This is a genomic window from Clostridium beijerinckii, from assembly GCF_036699995.1.
GTDB classification, from domain to species: domain Bacteria; phylum Bacillota; class Clostridia; order Clostridiales; family Clostridiaceae; genus Clostridium; species Clostridium helianthi.
On record NZ_CP144906.1, the window covers coordinates 1,641,570 to 1,665,324 of the forward strand.

Annotated in this window: 17 protein-coding genes and 2 other annotated features; of the genes, 16 read left to right on the forward strand and 1 reads right to left on the reverse strand. The window is 30.0% G+C overall.

Features of this window, described 5'->3' with window-relative positions; translation table 11 throughout:
- Positions 1-114: 114 nt before the first annotated feature.
- Positions 115-321: a binding site (T-box leader), on the forward strand.
- A gap of 66 nt (positions 322-387) precedes the next feature.
- The 9 genes from serS to PZA12_RS07675 all read left to right on the forward strand — a co-directional run bounded on the left by serS (position 388) and on the right by PZA12_RS07675 (position 11,547).
- Positions 388-1,665 (forward strand): serine--tRNA ligase, encoded by a 1,278-nt coding sequence (gene serS / locus PZA12_RS07630; RefSeq protein ID WP_023974205.1) that lies wholly within the window; start codon positions 388-390, stop codon positions 1,663-1,665.
- A gap of 350 nt (positions 1,666-2,015) precedes the next feature.
- On the forward strand, positions 2,016-2,249 hold the full coding sequence (locus PZA12_RS07635) for a DUF2249 domain-containing protein (protein WP_011968764.1): 234 nt from the start codon (positions 2,016-2,018) through the stop codon (positions 2,247-2,249).
- 40 nt (positions 2,250-2,289) lie between these two features.
- A complete protein-coding gene (locus PZA12_RS07640) occupies positions 2,290-2,928 on the forward strand; it encodes an MBL fold metallo-hydrolase (RefSeq protein WP_078115030.1) in 639 nt (212 codons plus the stop codon).
- Positions 2,929-3,303: 375 nt separating this feature from the next.
- Positions 3,304-5,007, forward strand: coding sequence for a hydroxylamine reductase (gene hcp / locus PZA12_RS07645; RefSeq protein ID WP_078115031.1), 1,704 nt, complete (start codon positions 3,304-3,306; stop codon positions 5,005-5,007).
- 1,201 nt (positions 5,008-6,208) lie between these two features.
- Positions 6,209-8,029, forward strand: a complete 1,821-nt coding sequence (locus PZA12_RS07655) for a sulfite exporter TauE/SafE family protein (protein ID WP_078115033.1) — start codon at positions 6,209-6,211, stop codon at positions 8,027-8,029.
- Positions 8,030-8,378: 349 nt separating this feature from the next.
- Positions 8,379-9,635 carry a S8 family peptidase gene (locus PZA12_RS07660; protein ID WP_078115034.1) on the forward strand — a complete coding sequence of 419 codons (1,257 nt, stop codon included), beginning with the start codon at positions 8,379-8,381 and terminating at the stop codon, positions 9,633-9,635.
- 26 nt (positions 9,636-9,661) lie between these two features.
- Entirely contained in the window at positions 9,662-9,814 is a 153-nt protein-coding gene (locus PZA12_RS07665) for a hypothetical protein (RefSeq protein ID WP_161222755.1), read from the forward strand.
- 73 nt (positions 9,815-9,887) lie between these two features.
- Positions 9,888-11,117 (forward strand): cell wall-binding repeat-containing protein, encoded by a 1,230-nt coding sequence (locus tag PZA12_RS07670; protein WP_078115035.1) that lies wholly within the window; start codon positions 9,888-9,890, stop codon positions 11,115-11,117.
- Positions 11,118-11,190: 73 nt separating this feature from the next.
- Positions 11,191-11,547 carry a hypothetical protein gene (locus PZA12_RS07675; protein ID WP_078115036.1) on the forward strand — a complete coding sequence of 119 codons (357 nt, stop codon included), beginning with the start codon at positions 11,191-11,193 and terminating at the stop codon, positions 11,545-11,547.
- A 242-nt stretch (positions 11,548-11,789) separates the two neighbouring features.
- Here PZA12_RS07675 and PZA12_RS07680 read toward each other — a convergent pair whose 3' ends face one another.
- Positions 11,790-12,824 (reverse strand): LacI family DNA-binding transcriptional regulator, encoded by a 1,035-nt coding sequence (locus PZA12_RS07680; RefSeq protein ID WP_077838811.1) that lies wholly within the window; start codon positions 12,822-12,824, stop codon positions 11,790-11,792.
- Between the two features lie 446 nt (positions 12,825-13,270).
- Here PZA12_RS07680 and PZA12_RS07685 point away from each other — a divergent pair, with 446 nt between their 5' ends.
- The 7 genes from PZA12_RS07685 (at position 13,271) to nhaA (ending at position 23,614) form a co-directional block, all read left to right on the forward strand.
- On the forward strand, positions 13,271-14,563 hold the full coding sequence (locus tag PZA12_RS07685; RefSeq protein ID WP_078115037.1) for an ABC transporter substrate-binding protein: 1,293 nt from the start codon (positions 13,271-13,273) through the stop codon (positions 14,561-14,563).
- A 162-nt stretch (positions 14,564-14,725) separates the two neighbouring features.
- On the forward strand, positions 14,726-15,766 hold the full coding sequence (locus PZA12_RS07690) for a carbohydrate ABC transporter permease (protein ID WP_078115038.1): 1,041 nt from the start codon (positions 14,726-14,728) through the stop codon (positions 15,764-15,766).
- Entirely contained in the window at positions 15,766-16,623 is an 858-nt protein-coding gene (locus PZA12_RS07695; protein ID WP_077838808.1) for a carbohydrate ABC transporter permease, read from the forward strand. Before PZA12_RS07690 ends, PZA12_RS07695 begins: the two co-directional genes overlap by 1 nt.
- 118 nt (positions 16,624-16,741) lie before the next feature.
- On the forward strand, positions 16,742-19,114 hold the full coding sequence (locus tag PZA12_RS07700) for a glycoside hydrolase family 31 protein (protein WP_078115039.1): 2,373 nt from the start codon (positions 16,742-16,744) through the stop codon (positions 19,112-19,114).
- Between the two features lie 34 nt (positions 19,115-19,148).
- A complete protein-coding gene (locus PZA12_RS07705) occupies positions 19,149-20,813 on the forward strand; it encodes an alpha-glucosidase (protein ID WP_078115040.1) in 1,665 nt (554 codons plus the stop codon).
- 391 nt (positions 20,814-21,204) lie between these two features.
- A complete protein-coding gene (locus PZA12_RS07710) occupies positions 21,205-22,092 on the forward strand; it encodes a DUF1002 domain-containing protein (RefSeq protein ID WP_077843597.1) in 888 nt (295 codons plus the stop codon).
- 131 nt (positions 22,093-22,223) lie between these two features.
- Positions 22,224-22,281 (forward strand) — a sequence feature (sodium ion sensor (DUF1646 type); this cis-regulatory element may regulate processes involved in with the transportation of sodium ions).
- A 130-nt stretch (positions 22,282-22,411) separates the two neighbouring features.
- A complete protein-coding gene (nhaA, locus tag PZA12_RS07715) occupies positions 22,412-23,614 on the forward strand; it encodes a Na+/H+ antiporter NhaA (RefSeq protein WP_078115041.1) in 1,203 nt (400 codons plus the stop codon).
- Positions 23,615-23,755 lie beyond the last annotated feature (141 nt).

Sequence of the window (23,755 nt, forward strand, 5' to 3'; positions counted from 1 at the left end):
TTATAACTGGTCAATATAATTCCAAAACTAGTTATTAAGTTAAATATAAACATATACTTGAAAATTAACATAAATATATATATAATATACATAGCAACAAATTAATAGTTATAAAAAACAGCGATGATAAAAACTACGATTTATAAATTTCTTCAGAGAGCCGATGGGTGGTGCGAATCGGTGAAAGGTTAAATCTTTCCACTTTTGGAGCTGTGCGTGATAAATGCAAAGGTTAGTAACCTATATAATACTAGTGTCGAGGGGCTGGTTGTAATATTAACCAGCAATTTGGGTGGCAACGCGGATTATTCCGTCCCAATTATATATTGGGATGGTTTTTTTATTTTTTGAAATAATAATATATATATTTAATCAGGAGGGAAAAAAATGTTAGACATTAAATTCGTAAGAGAAAATCCAGAGATTGTTAAACAAAACATAAAAAATAAGTTTCAAGATAATAAGTTGGGGTTAGTAGATGAAGTATTAACTTTAGATATTGAACTTAGAAAAGTTAAGCAAGAAGTAGAAGCTTTAAGAGCTGATAGAAATAAGTTATCAAAACAAATTGGTGGATTAATGGCTCAAGGTAAAAAAGAAGAAGCCGAGGAAATAAAGAAAAAAGTTAATGCCGATTCAGAAAGAATGGCTGAGTTAGACGTTAAAGAAAAAGAACTAGAAGAAAAAGTTAAAGTTATCATGATGACTATTCCAAACATAATAGATCCAAGTGTTCCAATTGGTAAAGATGATAGCGAAAATGTAGAAGTAGAAAAGTTTGGGGAACCAGTTGTTCCAGATTTCGAAATTCCATACCATACAGATATTATGGAAAAATTAAGTGGTATTGATTTAGATAGTGCTAGAAAAGTAGCAGGTAATGGTTTCTATTACTTAATGGGAAATATAGCTAGACTTCACTCAGCTGTGATTTCTTATGCAAGAGACTTTATGATAAATAGAGGATTTACATATTGTATTCCACCTTTTATGATTCGTAGCCAGGTTGTAACTGGAGTTATGAGTTTTGCTGAAATGGATGCTATGATGTACAAAATTGAAGGTGAAGATTTATACTTAATAGGAACAAGTGAACATTCTATGATTGGTAAATTTATAGATACAATATTACCAGAAACTTCACTTCCTCAAACTTTGACTAGTTATTCACCTTGCTTTAGAAAAGAAAAAGGGGCACATGGTATAGAAGAAAGAGGAGTATACAGAATTCATCAATTTGAAAAGCAAGAAATGGTTGTTGTATGTAAGCCAGAAGACAGCATGACTTGGTATGATAAAATGTGGAAAGATACAGTAGATCTATTCCGTTCTTTAGATATACCAGTGAGGACTTTAGAATGTTGCTCAGGTGATTTAGCAGATTTAAAAGTAAAATCAGTAGACGTAGAAGCATGGTCTCCAAGACAAAAGAAATACTTCGAAGTAGGAAGCTGTTCTAATTTAGGGGATGCACAAGCTCGTCGTTTAAAAATCCGTGTAGATGGTAAAGATGGTAAGTACTTTGCGCATACATTGAATAATACAGTAGTTGCACCACCAAGAATGCTTATTGCATTTTTAGAAAACAACTTAAATGAGGATGGATCTGTAAATATTCCAGTTGCATTGCAACCATATATGGGTGGTATGACAGTAATTAAATAGAGTAAAATAAATCAGATATATATAAATTTAGAAAGACAACAAATTAAAGAGGTATTAAGCTCATTAATTTGCTGTCTTTTTCATACAGTAAAATATTATTAAATATTTTCAATAATATTTTGGGTAGTTAATTAAGATATTATACATAGTAGTGATTAAGAATTATAAGAACAGTTTACATAATATTACTTTAGTATAAAACAGAAATTCTAAAGAAATTGAAATATATACATATAAAAGCAAAAGTTACTGACAATGTGATATAAATCACGCTAAAAATTCAGCACAATGGTTATAATATTATCATCTAAGAAGAAGTTTAGATAATAATATTAAGGGAGGAATTAATTATGTCAAGTTTTGCTGTTAGTATAGATGTTAGAATTTATGAAAGAGGTCATAAAAAGGAGATTATATTTAAAGCTTTTGAAGAGCTTGAACAGGGTGAAACAATGGAGCTTATAAATGATCATGATCCTCGTCCGCTTTATCAGCAGTTTATAGTTAACTTTCCAGAGCACTTTGAGTGGAAATATTTAGAGCAGGGACCTGAAATATGGAGAATAGGTATCACAAAGAAATAAGGCACATTCAATAAGAGAGAAAAGGAGTTGTTTTTATAATATGCCATTTATAAATAAAGATTTATACCAATTTAATAGCTATGTTGAACCAATTAACCTTACATTTCATCAGTATTTGTTATTAGGGGATGAACCATTATTAATCCATACAGGGAACGTTATGCAGGCAGAAGCTTTGCTGCCAGAATTAAAAGATGTACTTAGTGGTAAAGAGCTAAAGTATGTTTTTATTTCACATTTTGAGGCGGATGAATGTGGGGGATTATCATTAATATTAGAACATTTTCCTAAAGCTAAAACAATTTGCTCTGAAGTTACAGCGCGTCAGTTAAATGGTTTTGGAATAAAAGCAGAAATTATTACTAAGAAAGCAGAGGAAACTTTAAATACTGATAATTATGAGTTAGAGTTTATAAATTATCCTTCTGAAATGCATCTTTGGGATGGATTATTAGTTATAGAAAATAAACGTAGGATATTTTTTAGCAGTGATTTGATGTTTGCGTTGGGAAAAGAAATAGGCACAGTAAAAGAATCTGATTGGAATACAGAAGTAAACAGCATTAAGCAAGAACAAATACCAGACAATAATAAGCTGGAAGATTTACAAGAGACTTTAAAAAAGTTAAAGCCTGACTTTATAGCTACAGGCCATGGGCCATGTCTTAAACTAAACTAAAATAAAGGTTATATTTAAGAAGGAAATTTGTTCTTAAATATAACCTTTTTGTTTTGAATTAAATATTGAATATTATAAGAAATAATATATTATAATTTAATATTTTGAATTCTGATTTAAATCACATTATTTGTCTTCCTATTTTTAAAATTACGTAACCATTGTTACAGATTTAAGCAGAGTATTTTAGTAATATATATCTGTAGCATAGAGCTAATATAGAAATTAAAAAATATTAATTTTATTTTAGTAACGTATGTTACAGAAGTGATACTGGCAATATAGTAAACTCTAAATTGTCAAAGTTAAGAGAGATTAACAAGAAATTATTAATTATTTATATAAAAAGAAAAATAGGAAATAGGAGGACATAATATGTCAATGTTTTGTTATCAATGTCAAGAAACAGCTGGATGTAAGGGCTGTACTAAAGTAGGGGTATGCGGTAAGGATGAGTATGTAGCAAAAGCTCAAGACTTATTAATGTATGCAACTAAAGGACTAGCTATAGTAAGTAATGAAGGAAGAAAAGTTGGAGTTAAAGATAGTAAAGTTGATAAATATATAACAGAAAACTTATTCACAACAATTACAAACGCTAATTTTGATAGAGATTCTATTTTAGATAGAGTTAAAGAAACTTTAAAATTAAGAGAAGAATTAAAAGCTAAAGTAATTAGCTCTGGTGGTAAAGTTGGAGAAGTAAAAGTAACTGGTGGTTTCTTCAAGAAAATATTCGGAATGCAAACTACAGAAATGATTATGCCAGAAGCAGCTACTTGGACAGCTGACAATACAATAGAATTTGATGAAAAAGCAGAAAAAGTTGGAGTTCTTGCAACTGAAAATGAAGATATAAGAAGCTTAAGAGAACTTATCACTTATGGATTAAAAGGATTATCTGCTTACATGAAGCATGCTATGAACTTAAAATATAATAATGAAGAAGTTCATGCATTTATGGCAAAAGCATTAGCTGCTACAATAGATGATACATTAACAGTTGATGATTATGTAGCATTAGCATTAGAAGCAGGTAAATTTGGTGTAGACGGTATGGCATTACTTGATAAAGCTAATACTGAAAGTTATGGACATCCAGAAATAACAACTGTTGATATCGGAGTCAGAACTAATCCAGGAATATTAATTTCAGGACATGATTTAAAAGATTTAGAAATGTTACTTGAGCAAACAGAAGGTACTGGAGTAGATGTATATACTCACGGAGAAATGCTTGCAGGACAATATTATCCTAAGTTTAAGAAGTATTCTCACTTTGCAGGAAACTATGGTAATGCATGGTGGAAACAAAAAGAAGAATTCGAAAAATTCAATGGACCAATCCTTATGACTACAAACTGTATAGTTATACCAAAGAATTCATATAAGAACAGATTATTTACAACAGGTGCTACAGGAATGCCAGGATGTCCTCATATTGAACCTAAAGCTGACGGAACAAAGGACTTCTCAAAAGTTATAGAAATGGCTAAAAAATGTAAAGCTCCTACTGAAATAGAAAAAGGACAAATAGTTGGTGGATTTGCTCATAACCAAGTTTTAGCTTTAGCTGATAAAGTTGTAGATGCAGTTAAATCTGGTGCTATAAAGAGATTCTTTGTAATGGCAGGCTGTGATGGTAGAGCTAAATCAAGAGATTACTATGCAGAATTCGCACAAAAGTTACCAATGGATACAGTTATATTAACAGCAGGTTGTGCTAAGTATAAATATAACAAGTTAAACTTGGGTGATATTGGAGGAATTCCAAGAGTATTAGATGCAGGGCAATGTAATGATTCATATTCATTAGTTGTTATAGCACTTAAACTTCAAGAAGTATTTGGATTAAAGAGTGTAAATGAATTACCTATTTCATACAACATAGCTTGGTATGAACAAAAAGCTGTAATAGTATTATTATCATTATTACACTTAGGAGTTAAAAACATTCACTTAGGACCAACACTTCCAGCATTCCTTTCACCAAATGTTGCTAAAGTATTAGTAGACAACTTCGGAATTGGTGGAATAACTAATGTAGATGATGACATGAAGATGTTTATGGAAGCATAAAAATAATTTGTGGTAAATTACAATGGCAAATAAAATAAGTTCGATCAAATAAGAAAACACCCTATTTAATAATCTACAATATATTTAAAGTATATAATCCTAGTAGCATGATTGCTGCTAGGATTTTTTTTATAATGTTTTTAAAAGAATTTATTTTAATTTTTAATATCCTTTTAGGGATTATGCAGATATTGAGCGATCTATTTTCACTAATAGAGAAATTTTCATATTTTTATATATTTATAGATTAATAGTTTTATATAAAAATATGAAAAAATATAAAAATAAATATATGTTTATATATTCCTATAAACATTTTTTTCTATATAAATATGAAAATATATAAATATTTATAGGAAACATCAGGGGTAAGAGAGTAGAGAAGACTAAATAGTAGAGAAACTACTTAGTGTCTGCGTAAAATGAACTTTTAATATTTAAAGCAATTTTGAGAGCCTAAATAGTGTTAAGTGTTATGCTAAGAATCTTATCATAAATTATTTTTTAAATATTCATAAAGACAAAAAACCATAGATAAACCTATCATACAATAAGTTTATCTACAGTCCTTAAATAAAGAAAATAACAATCAAACCTCATTGCAACAGACTAACATAATTGCAATTTTCGCGTAACCCTACAATAACTAATCAATAATAGAAAACTCTAACTATAGGATTGCATTTTTATTTCTCAAGTTAAGTCTTTTGACTCTATATTGAGAAGGCATATTCATTCTTGAATATTTAATGCTTAACTGTTAACTTCTTTATAATCTTAATATGCCCCTAATTATTTAGCTAATACTATGAAGTTAATAGTTATATTGGAAATTTATCTTAATAAATTTATCAACTGGTATATTATTTTTTACACATAAAGTTCATAAGTTTATGTTAATTTATTAAGTATATGATAATGTAATATTAGTGAGAAATTATATGGGGTGAAAATTATTTATAATAGTTTAGTAATTGGAGATGAGAAAAGTGTAACAGAAGTTTTGAAGGCATATTTGGAAAGAGAGGCATATGGAGTTTATTCAAATATGTTTATAAAAGTGTGCAGAAGAATTTCTGTACTTTTTTTATATCCTCATAAAATCTTCATAACTTTATATTATAATCTATATATGTAATTTGAGTTATGATTTAAAATGCATCACTGTTTATAATAAGCAGCGATTTATTAGGAGGAGATTATGAGTATTAAGAGGGAGAATATTAAAGTTTATGATATGACATGTACGTCTTGCGAAAATAGAGTGGAAAGAGCTTTAATGAAAATTGATGGAGTTTTAAATGCTATGGCTAGCTACAGTGCACAGCAAGTAACTGTTGAATATGATAGCAAGCTTTGCAGTATGGAACAATTAAAAGAAGCTATTAATAAGGCAGGTTATAGTACAAAAAATTCGGTTAGCTTAAAATTTGCAGGCTTTTTAGTTATAGCAGCAGCAGTCTTACTTCTTGGCAATTCAACAGCAGGATTTGATATGAGTGCTAAGTTGAATAATGCATCTTATGTAGTGTTATTTATTGTTGGAATGCTTACATCTATACATTGTGTTGGCATGTGTGGTGGAATAATGCTTACACAAAGTTTATCTAAAAATAGCATTATAAATGAAAAAGAAAATAAATTTAAATCTTTGAAGCCTTCGATTTTATACAATGCTGGAAGAGTAACCTCATATACAATTATAGGTGGTATTGTAGGTGCGCTAGGTTCTGTTTTATCGTTATCGCTTAATGTAAAAGCTGGATTGCAAATATTTGCAGGATTATTTATGGTAATAATGGGATTAAATATGACAGGCTTTTCTTTATTTAGAAAGCTTAATATTAAGCTGCCATGGTCATCTTGCAAAATTAAAAATAAACCTAAGGCTCCGTTTTTAGTTGGGATGTTAAATGGGTTAATGCCATGCGGTCCACTTCAGACAATGCAGCTTTATGCATTAGGTACTGGAAGTGCTATAAATGGATCAATATCAATGTTTTTATTTTCACTCGGAACAGTTCCTTTGATGCTTATATTTGGTGCTGTATCAGGTTTATTAAGCAAGGGATATACGAAACAACTTTTAAAATTTAGTGGGATTTTAGTAGTGGTACTTGGATTAATAATGGGGAATAGGGGATTAGCTCTTGCTGGAGTTGGAATTCCTAATGCTAGCACACTAGCACAAAATCTTTCCGGAGGTGGAGCTCAAGCCGCGCAGGCCAACATAGGCAAGGCAACGATAGAAAATGGAGTTCAAGTAATTAGAATGACCGCAGATAATAATGGATATACTCCTAATGCATTTTACGTACAGAAAGATATGCCAGTTAAGTGGATAATTACAGGGAACCAAATAAATTCTTGTAATAATGCAGTAGTAGTACCATCACTTAACATACAAAAAACATTAAAATCTGGAGAAAATGTTATAGAATTTACACCTAAAGACGGAGACATAAACTTTAGCTGTTGGATGGGAATGATAAGAGGGATAATTAAAGTTACAGATAATCTTGATTCAGTGGATACATCGAAAGCAGATTCATCAATTCCGGCTCCTAGTAATGGTATGAGTTGCTGTACAGGGACTTCAGCAAGTAATACTCCTCAAGCTCCAAGTATATATGGTGATGATTTAAGTAAAGTTTCTACTGATAGGTTAATTAAAAAAGCTAATATTTCAGGAGACACCCAAAATATAAGTATAAAGGGAACTGGTTATGAATTTGAACCACTTGTAGCAGTTCTGCAAAAAGGCATAAAGACTAAGCTTTCTGTAGACCTTAATTCCTTTGATAAGGCTGATGGAGTTTTCATAATATATGATGCAAATAGTGGAGATGAGGTAACTACTTTTACAGGTAGAAAAGATGTAGTAAATGTGGAATTTAATATAGACAAGAGTGGAACATATCTAATTGTTAAAGACAATGTAGTTGCAATGGGAATAGAAGTTACAGATTCATTAAAAACTGTAAATTTAGATGAAGTTCGTAAGAAACTTATAAATGAATAAAGAATAAATGAGAATTAGGGCTGGTATATAGCAAATTAATGTATATCAGTCTTTTTTCGTTTAGCTAAGATAAATATTAAAGATATTTATTATAAGCAGATAATGCATATTTCAATTCACAGTGCACATTTCACAATTCACAACTACGGCTAAAATTCTTGCAATATTTTTAGAATTATGATGAAGAATTATTTTTGTAACATATATACAATAAAAAATAAAGAATTTCACAAAATCGACACAATTATGATGTATTATTATTTAACAATTAGGTAAATGAAGTTTATAAAAGGTATTATTGTTCATAATTAAAGATATTAGTAAGTAACTATGATTTAAGGAGGTTTTTATGAGAAGTAAATTAGTTAAATTTATAATAATTGCAGCTTCAATATTTACATTAGTTTCTATTTCAGATTACTTACCTAAAAATAATGGCATGAATAGTACGAGTAATAGTGTAAGCAATTTTGTAAGAGCACTAAGAAGCGGTGATTTAGATAGCCTTCTAAGTAGTGTGAAAGATATAATAAGTGTCGATAAAAATAATAATAAGCATAACTTAGTGTCACCAAGAGACCTAAAACAATACATTTTAGATGAAATTGGTGATATAAAAGGGATTAAAATAATCAATGAGCCTAAAATTATAAAAATAATAAAACCAATACAGAAGACTCCAGTAAAAAGTGATTTTAAATTAGGAGAGATAAATGAAAATACTAATAAAGCTGTAAATGATCCTGGATATAAGTATGAGTGGGATATAAGCTACACAGAGGCAGATAAAGCATGGCCTCTAATAAAACAAAAAAGAGGAATTAAAGTAGCAGTTTTAGATACAGGAGTAGATTATACTCATCCAGATTTAAAAAATAGAGTATTAAAGAGCAAGGGATATAATTTTGTAGATAATAATTCTGATACTATGGATGACAATGGTCATGGTACTCATGTATCAGGAATAATAGCTGCAAATGCTAACGACAATATTGGTATAGCAGGAATTGATGGGACATTAGACGTAAAAATAATTCCGATAAAAGTATTAAATAGCAATGGCGAAGGTGAGATAAATGACATAGTTAGGGGGATTAAGTATGCTGCAGATAACGGAGCTGATATAATTAATTTGAGTTTTGGAGCTAATGAGAAGAGTAAATCAATTGCAGAAGCAATAAGTTATGCTAAGAGTAAAGCCGCATTTGTAGTAGCTGCGGCTGGTAATGATAATGAAGATAGTGATAATATCAGTCCAGCTGGAGACGGAGCTTTTACAGTAGCTGCAATGAGTTATAATTATAAAAAGGCATCGTTTTCTGATTATGGTAATTGTATAAAGGTTTCAGCGCCAGGAGTGGAAATATTAAGTACAGTTCCAGGGGGGTACGAGGCGTGGGATGGAACAAGTATGGCAGCACCAGTAGCAACAGGAATAGCAGCTATGGTTAAAGCAGAGGATCCAAATCTATCTCAAAGTCAGATTGAAGATATTTTAGATAGTACTGCTAAGGATATTATGTCTAAAGGTAAGGATAAGCAATCAGGATATGGACTTATAGATGCTTATAATGCTATCAAAAAAGTCAAACAATTAGAAAAGTAATATAGATGAAGTTAATGAGGGTATTAATGATGATTATGATGTTTAAGGGTGGTAAAAATGAAAAGTGCTGTGAAAGAAATGAAGAAGTTGACAATAATCCTAAAACAATAGAGTGGGTTACATCTTTTATAGGGAAATTATATTTAAAGAAGTTAATAAATAATTTATATAATGGTTAGCTTCTTTTTTGTTTCATGACAAAATATAAATTGTAATCATACTATATATTAAAAAGTTTTAGGAGAAAAATCAATGAATGATGCTTTGAAAAGTTGTCCTTTTACACTAAATACTACTAGAATTTGTGCTGATGATGAATTAGATACTTCTATAGAAATATCTAAAATTGGTTTTAATAATATGAAACCCAATGCTGTCATTTTAGTCAATAAAGATGAAGTTTTTGATGGAATTGCAGCAACATCCTTAGTCCATTTTCCAATTAATGCATCACTTTTGTTTACTGATGGTAATAGTTTAAATGAAAAAACCTTAGGAGAAATTGAGAGATTATCGCCTAAGGGGTATAATGGAGTACAAGTAATTTTAGTCGGTAATATTTCTAAAAATGTATCTTTTGCATTAAACGATCATGGTTATACAACAAAGCATATATCAGGTCGTAATTATTACGAGACTGCATGCATAATACCTAGGATAAGAAAAGAATTTAATAATATTCTTATAATTTCAGGGGAAGATTATTCAGAAGGAATTATTGCGGGGTATTGGTCTGCACATCATGGAGATCCTATTCTATTTGTACAAAGAAATAGAATTCCTAATTGTACTATTGATATAATCAAGAAAATGAATGATATTAATATTTATATAATTGGTTCAACTAAAACAATATCAAAAGATGTTGAATACTATTTATCAGGATTAGATAATGTTAAAAAGGTAGACAGAATAGGTGGTGAAAATCCTTACGAAATAGCAGTAAATTTTTCTAGATATAATGATACGAAAACTGATTTTGGATGGGGACGAAATTATAGAGGAGGTCATGCTTTTACATTTGGACAGCTTAATGAGCCAATGAAAATTATAGCTAGTGTAGTACTTGCTCATATGGGAAAACATACTCCCCTTCTTTTAATCGAAAAAGATAAAATACCGGAAGTGGTAAATAGATATATTAATTTAATTAAACCTATACAGCCAAAAGGAATGCCAAGGCCTCCATTTATGCACGGTTTTATATTAGGGGATGTTTCAAATATAAGTTATAAAGCACAAAAAATAGTTGAAGGAATGCTTTCTATTGATCAGCACATGATGAATAATGAAAATATGGAAGATATGACGGGGACAATGAAAGATGATGTTATGAATTTTAGTAAAGAAAATATGGCGATGAATAATGGAATGCAAGAGATGAATGAAAATATAAAACATGATTCTATATATGGTAAGGATTATATATTTGAATGGAGGAATTTGGGCTATAGAAAAGTTAATGCAGATGAAATACTATAATTTTATTCTTTAAATTATCACAATCTTTCTTATTCTTGAATAGAATAATATTTGGAAGGAGATGGTTTAAAGAATGGATGTAGAAAAAGATAACTACAGAGATTTAAGAGACCTATATGATAATTGCAAAAAATACATGTATTACCGAGCAACTTTAATAATGACAGATGGAAGTACATTTGATGGAATTGTTGAAAATGTAGATGGAGATAATGTTTCAGTATTGATTGGTGAAGATGTAACAGAGAAAGAGGATGAGGGAAACTCTAATCAGCAAAGGCAATATGGAAGATACGGTTATAAGCCTAGATTTAGACGTTACAGACGTAGAAATTTCCCACTTGCTTCTTTGGCGGAAATAGCTTTGTTACCTTATATAGCTCCGCCAGTACCTTATCCTTATTATCCGTACCCTTACTATCCTTATTAGAGATATACTTAAAGAAAAAGCCTGATAGATAAAATATATGATCTTGTTAGAAACAAGTGTATTTATAATATTTTGTAGGCAATTGTTTAATAAGAACAATTGCCATTTGTACTAATAAGCATAATGCATGATTCTACAAATCTCTATATTTTCAAAAATCATTATAACCATCAGATTTATTTAAAAAATGAGCTAAATAAATAGTTTAACGTGAACTATTTGATGTTTTCTAAGTTTGTTAGTTATTTTAAATTAGATAATTGTCCAACAGATTGACGTTCGACTAGTTCTACATCTAAAGTTATTTTGTTGTTTGATACAGAACCCTTTTCTATATACTCTATGAGTAGATTTACAGCTTTTGTTGCTTTTGACTCTATATCTTGAGAAATAGTAGTAAGTTTTGGCGTAACATAAACTGATGGTAGAAGATTATCAAAACCAATAACTGATAAATCGTTAGGAACAATTTTTCCGTTTAATTTAGCACCTTCAATTATACCAATTCCCATAATATCAGCCGTTGTAAATACAGCAGTAACATCAAATTCTTTATTACATATAGACCTGCCTAAATTAATACCAACTTCGTAGTTAGGCTCTACATCGACTATGAGACTTTCATTAAACTCAATATTAGATTCTAATAAAGCATCTTTATAGCCTTCAAGTCTTTTTATAATCTGAGGAATTGGAACACCATCTTTATGACATGGCCCTGCAAATAGAATTTTCCTATGTCCATTGTTTATAAGATAGCGAGTAGCTATGTAGCCGCCTTTATAATCATTTATACCTACACTTATTATGTTATCAATTTTTGAATAACTATCTAGAAATACCATTGGAAGTTTATTTTCTTTTAATATTGAATAGATAAGATTGTCATAGTCAGGCATTAAAAATATAGCACCATCCATATTCCAATTTTTAAGCAATGCAGATATATCTGAAACATCCTTAACTGAGCGGACCATTAAATAGTATCCGTTTTCACGAACTACATTTTGTATAATGCCAAATAATTCACTAATATAAGGATCTTTAAACAAATTATTAAACGAACCCTTAATGGGAACTATAACTCCTATAATTTTAGAGGATTTAGCTGTCAAGCTTCGTGCAGTTAGATTAGGAACATAATTATATTTTTGTATTATCTTTTCTATTTTTTCTATAGTCTTTTTTGATACTTTTGAATGATTTCCATTTATTACATTTGATACTGTCATGATACTGACACCAGCTTCAGCTGCGATATCTTTTAGTGTAACCATAATTGCCTCCTAGTTTACCGATATACTATTATGAAGATAAGTGTATATAGATAATATTAATATATATTACATATTATTGCAATGAGACCATATGCATTAATCATAAGAATTAACGTATGGAAAAGATACTTTATGACCTTTCAGTATAAGAAAAGTAAAGTATTTAGAGTAGGTTTAATCACTAGGTTTACTAGACATTAAATACTTGAATAAACAAAAGAAAAGTACTAAGAATTTTTAAGTTATTAAATTAGCTAGATATAATAGTAAATATAAAAAATGTAGATAATTGAGGTAAAAATGCTTATGAAAACGATTGACAGAAAAAAGAAACAATGTTAATCTTATGATATAGTTTAGCGTTAAACATAATGACTCGAAGATAGGCATAATAATATAAATATAAATCATATTAATCTAAATAAATGTATATGAGGTGAAAAGATATGAGGAAAAAAGTGTTAGCAGCATTACTTGCAAGTACTATGGTAATTGGTTCTTTATCAGGCTGTGGAAGTAGCTCGAGTCAAGCTGGTTCTGATTCTAAAACATCAACTGGGAATAGTGAAGCAATTCGCTTCGTAAATACGAAAATTGAAATTGACAAGCCACTAAAAGAATTTGCAAAAAAATATCAAGAGAAAACTGGACAAGAGGTAGATATTGAATCTCTTGGAGGTGGAGTAGATGTTAATGGACAGTTAAAGAATTATTTAGCAGCAGGAAATATGCCAGATATATATGCGTTTGGACCAGATTCGTATGTTTCATTTAAAGATTATTTAACAGATTTAAGTGATCAAGAATGGGTAAAAGATACTGATTTTGCATTTAAGGGTGATGACGGTAAGGTGTATGGATTTCCATTTGCTATTGAAGGTATTGGATTAGTTTATAATGCAGATATATTGAAGAAGGCTGGAATTGATCCAAAGACTTTAACAAACATCAATGCTTATAAAGAAGCGTTCAAAAAAATTGATGGAATGAAAGAGCAACTAGGTATTCAAGCGGTTGCATCAGTAGCAGCAGAATCAGGACAGATGTACTGGTCAACTGGTAATCATATTATGGGTGCTTATTTATCAGAAGGACTAGATAGAAAAGATAAAAAGTATATTGATATGTTGAATAAAGGACAATTAGACGATGATCGTTTTGGGGAATTTGCTGACTATGTAAAATTATTATTTGATTATGCAGACAAGACTGTTTTAATATCAGGTACTTACGATGATCAGTTAGCATTATGGGCAAAGGGAAAAACTGCTTTTATTACTCAAGGAAATTGGATAGATCCTTCTTTAGCAACATATGATGTGAAGTTTGATTGCGGAATTGCGCCACCAGCATTTACTACAAAAGATACACCAGGTATTTTAGCAGATTCACCAGCTTATTGGGGAATTTATAAAGATAGTAAAAAAATAGATGCGTGCAAAGAATTTCTTAAAGCTTTTGTCTCTACAGAAGAAGGCCAAAAATGTTTGATAAAAGATAGTGGAATGGTTTCGCCATTTAAGACAAGCACTATTGAACCAGACTTACCTCTAGCAAAGAGTGAGAGCAATTATATTAAAAATAATCAAACTTATGCATGGGATTGGACACATATGAAAGATGGTATTGCAATGAATTCTACAGGACCTGTTTTTGAATTATATGCTAAAGGCCAATTAGATAAAGATGGATTTACAAAAGCAATGAAGAAAGCAGTTTCAGATTATATGGCAAAATAATAACTGTAGTATAAATTAATATAGGTTACTTACAAATAGAGTAACCTATATTAATTGCATTTTTGTACATGTGAAATATTAAAAGGGGGGAAAGCATAAGCGCAAAGTATGGGCAATTACAACAATGATTATAATAATCACTCAAGTTTAGGAGGAAAAAGCATGAATACAAATATAAAAAGATTGCTTTCAATCGGAGTAATGTTGGTTGGCATTTTAGCTATGGCTTTTGCACTATATCTAGATATTATGGGTAGTAAAAACACGATGCGTGGAACTATGTTAATTGTAGGTGCTTTATTAGTAATTTTAGGCTTATATAGTTTTCCAACTAAGAAGCATAGAATGATAATTAATGTCTTATTTCTATTTCCATTGCTATTTGCATTTTTTGTAACTGTGTTAATACCATTTGTATGCGGTGTTTTTTATTCCTTTACTAACTGGAATGGGATTAAATTTACGGAATTTGTTGGATTAGGCAATTATATCAGTATGTTTAAATCTGAGGACTACGTATATTCATTTATAGTAACTTTTATTTTTACAGTTGTTAATATGATTCTTGTAAATTCGGCAGCGTTTGCATTAGCATTATTTTGCACATCAAAAGTAAAAGGAAAGAATTTTTATCGTGCAGCCTTCTTTATACCAAATTTAATTGGTGGAATTGTGCTTGGTTATGTATGGCAGTTTATCTTTAATAAGGTATTCACAGTAGTGATAAATGGTAGCGCCTCTATGCTTACAAATCCTAATTTAGCATTAATGGCAATTTTAATAGTTAGCACTTGGCAATATGCAGGGTATATTATGATGATTTATGTCACAGGATTGCAAAATGTTCCTCAGGATATTCTTGAGGCATCTAGTGTAGATGGTGCAAGTGGCTGGATTACATTGTTTAAAATTAAGATTCCAATGATTGCTAATACTTTTACAGTTTGTATATTTTTAACATTGGTTAATTCATTTAAACAGTTTGACTTAAATTTAGCAATAACTAATGGTGCTCCTAGTAGAATTCTAAACGGAGATATAGTGCAATCAACAGAATTTTTAGCTCTTAATATTTATAATACTGCAATCGGTAAAAACCAATACGCTCTTGGACAAACTAAGGCGGTTATATTCTTTATTATATTGGCAGTTGTATCACTAACTCAGGTATATATAAGTAAGAAGAAGGAGGTAGAAGTATAATGAAGTCGATAAAAACAAGAAATGTGATTGGAGAAGTTATTGGAATTATACTTGCCCTTATAATTCTTTCGCCATTTATCTTAGTAATTTTAAATTCAGCTAAAACAAGTGCAGATATTGTAATCAGCCCTCTTTCTATTCCTAATAAATGGGGGCAGATGTTGACAAACTTTAAAAATGTTATACACAATGACAGCTTTAATTATTGGAAATCCTTTTTTAGTTCATTATTTATTACAGTCGTTTCATTGACTTTGTTGTCTTTATTTTCATCAATGACAGCGTGGGTACTTTGCCGAAATAAGAAAAAATGGTCCGGATTTATTTTTATGCTTCTTGTGGCAGCTATGGTTATACCATTCCAAGTTGTTATGCTCCCTTTACTTTCTACATTCAGAAATATATCTAATTTTTTGGGAATTCAAATGCTGCAAAGTTATCAAGGTGTCATATTTGCTTACCTAGGATTTGGTGGAAGTATGTCTGTCTTTATCCTTCATGGTTTTATAAAAGGAATTCCACGGGAATTAGAAGAAGCAGCATGGATTGATGGTTGCAGCCCAGAAGGGACTTTCTTTAGAATTATCTTTCCTCTACTAAAGCCAGTTCAAATGACAATTTTGATTTTAAATGGAATTTGGATATGGAATGATTATCTATTACCATCATTAATGTTGGGGTTAAATGGTAAGATAAAAACTCTTCCAGTGGCAGTAAGTGCTTTTGTAGGATCTTACGTAAAGCAATGGGATTTAATTCTTTCAGCTGCATTTTTAGCAATGATACCAATTATCATCTTATTCTTATTTGCTCAAAAGCAGATAATTAAAGGCATAGTAGATGGTGCAATTAAATAAGTAATAAATTTATAAAATAATAGATAGTCGAAGTAAAAGATATCATTAATAAAAATCTTAAGTGTTTTTTGAATAAGAGCATTTTCAGAAAATGTTGAAATAATGGAGGTACTAGTGTATGGGAAAATATCAGGAAGAAAAAATGAAATTTGGTAAAATGCTAAGCCATAAAATCGAAAATAACGTAATCAATATTAGATTCCAAGAGAAAGCTGTTTTTATAAAAGTATTGAATTCGTATATAATTAATTTCTTTGTGCCTTTACATAGGGAGGAAAGAAATTCTAAAGCAGTTGAAAATTTAAAAGATGATTATTATGATTTTCAGGTTGAAAATATAACAAATGGAATTCAGATAACCACAGAAAAATTAATTTGTAAGATATATGATGAATTTAAAGTAGATATTTATGATAAGAGAGGAACATTGCTGTGTGCAGATTATAGAGGTGAAAGTAAACCTTTTAAAAGAAGATATGGTGATTATATGCTTGCAGAATCAGAGGGGCATTCTCTTAGGGAAGAATCTGATTACAAGGTATATGTTTCGAAAAAAATGGAAGAAGAAATGTATTTCTATGGTTTCGGAGAGAAGACAGGGCATTTAAATAAGAAAGGATATCATTATGTAAATTGGAATACAGATAATCCAAAGCCCCATGGAGAAACATTTGATAGGCTTTATAAGTCAATTCCGTTTTTTATCGGATTGAGCAAAGATAATGCGTTTGGAATATTTTTTGACAACCATTTTGAGACTCATTTTGACATGGGAAAAGATAATTCTGAATATTATTATTTCGCTGCAGTTGATGGGAATTTAGATTATTATTTTATTTATGGTCCATCAGTTAAAAATGTTATTAAAGGATATACTGAAATTACTGGAAATATGCCTTTACCACAAATATGGACTCTTGGTTATCAACAATGCAGATGGTCTTATGACTCAGAAGAAAGACTCATGGAAATTGCAAGCACTCTTAGAGAAAAGGATATACCTTGCGATACATTATATTTAGATATAGATTATATGGATGGCTATAGGGTATTTACGTGGGATAATGAAAAATTTCAGAATCCAGAAGCAATGATTAAAAAATTAAATAGCATGGGATTTAAAGTGGTAACTATAATAGACCCAGGAGTTAAAGTTGATAAAGGATATAAGATCTATGACGAAGGGCTCAGAAAAGGGTATTTTGCAACTGACAAATCAGATATAACATATGTAAATGAAGTTTGGCCAGGAGATGCTGTTTATCCTGATTTTTTAAATTCAAAGGTTAGAGATTGGTGGTCAGGAAATCAAAAGATAATGATAGATTCAGGTGTGAGTGGAATCTGGAATGACATGAATGAACCTGCAAGCTTTAGAGGACCGTTACCAGATGATGTCATGTTTAATAATGATGGAATTACAGTTAATCATAAAGAAGCTCATAATGTATATGGCCATATGATGGCTAAAGCTACTTATGATGGAGTTAAAAAAGCAACTGGAAAGAGACCTTTTATAGTAACAAGAGCGTGTTATGCGGGAACTCAGAAATACTCAACTGTGTGGACAGGAGATAATCAAAGTACATGGGAGCATTTAAGAATGTCGATTCCAATGCTTATGAATCTAGGACTTAGCGGAATGGCTTTTTGTGGGACTGATGTAGGAGGCTTTGGATACGATTGTACTGGGGAATTATTAAGTCGATGGGTTCAAGTCGGAGCATTTACTCCACTTTTTAGAAATCATTCTTCTATGGGAACAAGAGATCAGGAACCTTGGGCATTTGATAAAGATACAGAGGAAGTTAATAAGAAGTATATAAAATTACGATATAAGCTAATTCCATATATATACGACATGATGTGGGAGTGTAGTAAGAGTGGAGCACCACTTATAAGGCCGCTTTTATTTAATTATCAGAGTGATAAAAATACTTATGAAATTAATGATGAGTTCCTTTGTGGAGATAATATTTTAGTTGCACCAGTTGTTGAACAAGGATTAAAAGCTAGAAGCATATATCTTCCAGAAGGGGAAACTTGGATAGATTATTGGACAAAAGAAGAATATAAAGGTGGACAATATATAATTAAAAAAACTCCGTTAGACCTATGTCCGATATTTATTAGAGGAGGAACATTGATTACAGTAGGGCAAGTACAAAATTATATTGGTGAAAAACAATCTAATTCATTAACTATAGAAGTTTATCTATCTAATGATAATTCTGATACTGAATATAATCACTATGTTGATGATGGAGAAAGCTTTAAATATGAATTAGGAGAATTTAATAATTATAGAATTAAAGTAGTTAATAAGGAGAGCGTTGAAATAAAAATTGACTTGATAAATTATAGATATGATGACAAATATGAAAATATAGAATTTATCGTTCACAATTTAAATAAGAAAGCTTTAGTCATAAATGGAGAAACAGTGGAAGTTATAAATGGCAAGGCGTTTATAGCTAATCCAGCAAGATAAATATATTCAATAGTAATTTAGGAGGTTTTACGTTATGAAGAAATGGTGGCACGACAAGGTAGCATATCAAATATATCCAAAAAGTTTTTGTGATTCAAATGGAGATGGAATAGGTGATTTAAAGGGGATTATTAGTAAGCTTGATTATTTAAAAGATCTGGGAGTGGATATAATTTGGTTATCACCAATTTATTGTTCTCCTTTAGTAGATCAAGGTTATGATATATCTGATTATTATAATATTGATCCAAGGTTTGGAACTATGGAGGATATGGATGAACTTCTAAGCCAAGCAAAAAAAAGAAATATGTATATATTAATGGATTTAGTAGTAAACCATTGTTCAGATAAGCATGAGTGGTTTAAGAAAGCATTGGGTGATCCAGAAGGTGAATATGCAGATTATTTTTATATTCGTGAAGGTAAAGGTGATAATCCTCCATGTAATTGGCGTTCTTACTTTGGTGGAAGCGTATGGGAAAAGATACCTAATACCAATAAATATTATCTGCACTTATTTGCAAAAGAGCAGCCTGACTTAAATTGGGAAAATCCGAAATTGAAAAATGAAGTATTTAAGATGGTAAATTGGTGGCTTGAAAAGGGATTAGCAGGTTTTAGGATTGATGCCATTATTAACATAAAAAAAGATTTGAGATTTCAAGACTTTCCAGCTGATAGAGAGGATGGACTTTGCAGCATAGATAGAATGCTAGAAGCAGCAGAAGGTGTAGGCGACATGTTAAATGAGTTAAAAGAGAAAACCTTCGAAAAGTTTGATGCATTTACAGTTGGAGAAGTTTTCAATAGAAAAGAAGGGGAACTTGATAAATTTATAGGTGAAGACGGATATTTCTCTTCTATCTTCGATTTTGAAATGGAGGTATTAGGAAAAAGTGAATTTGGTTGGTATGATAATAAACCTTTTTCAATTAACGAGTTAAGAAAAGCTATTTTTGACAGTCAATTAGAGACAAGTGGAATAGGCTTTAAGGCTAATATTATTGAAAATCATGATGAGCCTAGAGGCGTAAGTAGATATATTCCTGAACAAGACTTGAATGATAGAAGTAAGAAAATGCTTGGGGCAATATCACTTATGCTTAGAGGAATACCGTTTATTTATCAGGGACAAGAAATTGGAATGACAAATAATAAATTCAATTCGATAAAGGAGTTTGATGATATAGCAACAATAGATCAATATAATGTAGCTATTGAAAAAGGATATAGTAATGAAGAAGCACTAAAAATTATAAATATATTTAGCAGAGACAATGCGAGAACACCGTTCCAGTGGAATGGAAGTGAAAATGCAGGTTTTACAACTGGCAGGCCTTGGCTTAAAGTTAATGAAAATTATAAAGTGATTAATGCAAATTCACAAATTAAAGATGAGGAATCTGTATTTAATTTTTATAAGAAACTCATAAATTTAAGAAAATCAGAAGAATTTAAAGATGCCATAGTATATGGAGAATTCGTACCGACGTTAGAGGAATATGATAACTTATTTGCTTTTTATAGGCAAGGAGAATCTAAAAAATTAATGATACTTGCAAATTATCAAAAGGAAGAGCAGATTATTGAGTTAGGTAAACAATATGTTAAAGTGTTAATCAATAATTGTGAAGAAATAAAGAAAGATAAGAATAAAATCATATTGCAAGGATATCAAGTAGTTATTCTTGAAGTTTAGTAAAGAAAATATATTTATAATATAAATATTTAAGAAATATAATAGAGTTCTTTCCAAAAGACATGGAGAGAATTCTTTATTTTGCGAGAAATTATAGAATTTTAGAAGATAAATATCTGGCTTTATAAAGATTTAAGTATGTAATGCATGTGCACGAAAAAAATTTAAACAAGGAAAATAAAATTACTAGGAGAATGGTGTAGCTGCCTTTTACCTTATTTTTAAGTGATATTTATGAAGTATATTAATCTATTGTATACTAAAATATTAATATAAAAGTAATATAATAATAAATAAAACTTAATTATTTTTATGCTATAATGAACGGGAATAAAGGAAATTAAATTTTTGGACATAATTTATAGCATAATATATAAGGAGAATAGAAAATATGAAATTCAAATCATTTATATCAAAAGCAATTATTTCATCTTTAGCTTTGAGTGTGTTTTTTACTTCAGTAACAGGAGGACAGGCGTTTGCAGATTCGTTTAAATCTGTTACGTTAGGAGCTGATTTAAGCGATGCTCAGAAGGCAGAAATGTTAAAATATTTTGAGGTAACAAAAAGTGATGCTAATGTATTAGAGGTAACATCAAAGGAAGAACATTCATATTTAGGTAAAGTTGCAACAGAAGCTCAACTTGGTAATAAAGCAATATCATGTTCTTACGTAGAACCGACAGAAAAAGGAGGAATAAATGTTACTACAAACAATCTTACTTGGGTTAATGACGGCATGATAAAAAATGCATTAATTACTGCAGGAGTAGAAAATGCCAATGTAAAAGCATCTGCACCATTTAAGGTATCAGGAACTGCTGCGCTTACAGGAATACTAAAAGGATTTGAAAACAGCAGCACAGGAAAAAAGATTGATGAAAATAAAAAAGAAGCAGCAAATGAAGAATTGGTTACTACAGGAGATATCGCAGAAAAGATAGGGCAAAATGATGCTAGTAATTTAATGAACGATATAAAAAAAGATGTAGTAAAGGAAAAACCGAAGACAGATGAAGAATTAAATAAGATAGTAGATAAGGCTGTTAAAGACTATAAAGGCAATTTATCAGATGATGATATAGCTAAAATTAAAGATGTAATGAGTAAAATAAATTCATTGGACCTTAACTATAATAATTTAAAAGCGCAGATGGACGATGTAACTAATCAATTAAAAGATAAGCTAACTAGCAAAGAAGCACAAGGTTTTTTTGATAAGTTAGAAAAAATGTTCTCTGATTTTTTAAGTTCAATTAAAGGTGCATTTTCTAAGTAACAGATTAAAAGTTTATCTTAGTATAATTTAGTTAAAGTAAGAAAATGTGAATTTTAGTTGCCATTCTTGAGTAATATAGTAATATATGATATAATTATTAATAAGAAATAAATGAATATATTAAGTTGTACGGTTGGGCAAATTTTATAATTTGCTTTCAAGCAATTTTAGTTTCTGGGGTGGGAAACTCTTTTTTGAGTATTCCCACCTCTTTTTTGTATAGATTTTTAATAAATTAAGAATTATATAAAAGATTAAATTAATCTCTTATTTATGCTAAGTTTTTGGGAATAAATAATTATGTGAAGGAGAGTAAAGTATGAAAAACAAAATTCAAAATAAAATTTTAAATCCATTCTTGCAATTCTTTAAGAATGAGTCTTCAAGTGGATTAGTTTTGCTGTTTTGTGCAATTACTGCAATAATAATTGCAAATTCAAATTTTTCTAGTATGTATAATAATATAATTCATACTTATATAACTATTGGGTATAAGGATTTTTCTTTATCTATGTCAATTTTGCATTGGATTAATGATGGGTTGATGGCCATATTTTTTTTGGTAGTTGGAATGGAGATAAAAAGAGAAATAGTCTTTGGTGAGCTTAAATCTTTTAAGAAAACTATATTGCCTGTATCAGCAGCTATAGGTGGAATGGTCGTGCCAGCTATAATTTATGTGCTATTTAATTATAATCAGCCAACTATAATAGGATGGGGAATTCCAATGGCTACAGATATTGCGTTTGCATTGGGAATACTTTCTTTGGTTGGTAAAAAGGCACCAAAAGGAATAATAATCTTTCTTACAGCATTAGCGATAGTTGATGATTTGGGAGCTATTATAGTAATTGCTATATTTTATACAAGTGAAATTTCATGGATTGCATTAATCCTAGGTTTGATTATTTTTTTAGCGATTATCTTGGCTAATAAATTCAATATTAAGAATAAATGGTTCTATATTGTTTTTGGAATTATGTTATGGATTTGTTTCTTAAAATCCGGAGTACACGCGACAATTGCTGGAGTATTACTTGGAATGGGATTACCTATCGGAAAAAACATGGAGGAATTTAGAACATCAATTTTGTATAAATTTGAGCATTTCTTAACGCCGTTATCTTCATTTATAATTATGCCAATATTTGCATTAGCGAATTCAGGCATAACTATAGATATTAATAGTTTATCAACAGCAATAATAAGCCCAGCAAGTCTAGGTATAATTTTTGGATTATTTATTGGAAAACAAATAGGTATTTTTGGAGCTTCTTATATTTTAGTGAAATTAAAACTTGCAAAATTGCCTTCTAAAGTAACCAAGAGGCATTTATATGGAGCAAGTGTACTTGGCGGAATTGGATTTACTATGTCACTTTTTGTTTCATCCTTGTCATTTACAGAGGAAAGTATTTTATCTATGGCTAAAATAAGTATTATAATCGCTTCTATTCTATCGGCTACATTTGGAGCTGTAATATTTAAAATAATAAAATTTAAAAATGAAGAACGAGTGTAGTATAAATTCCAGGAAAAAATAGAACTTATTTTTCTAGAAACAAAGACAAAGGAAGAATAGTTAAAGTTTTGTAATACAAGCTATCTGTACTAGTTCTGTTAAGATTTTTATAGGTTATATTTTGTGATAGTGGTTAAGATA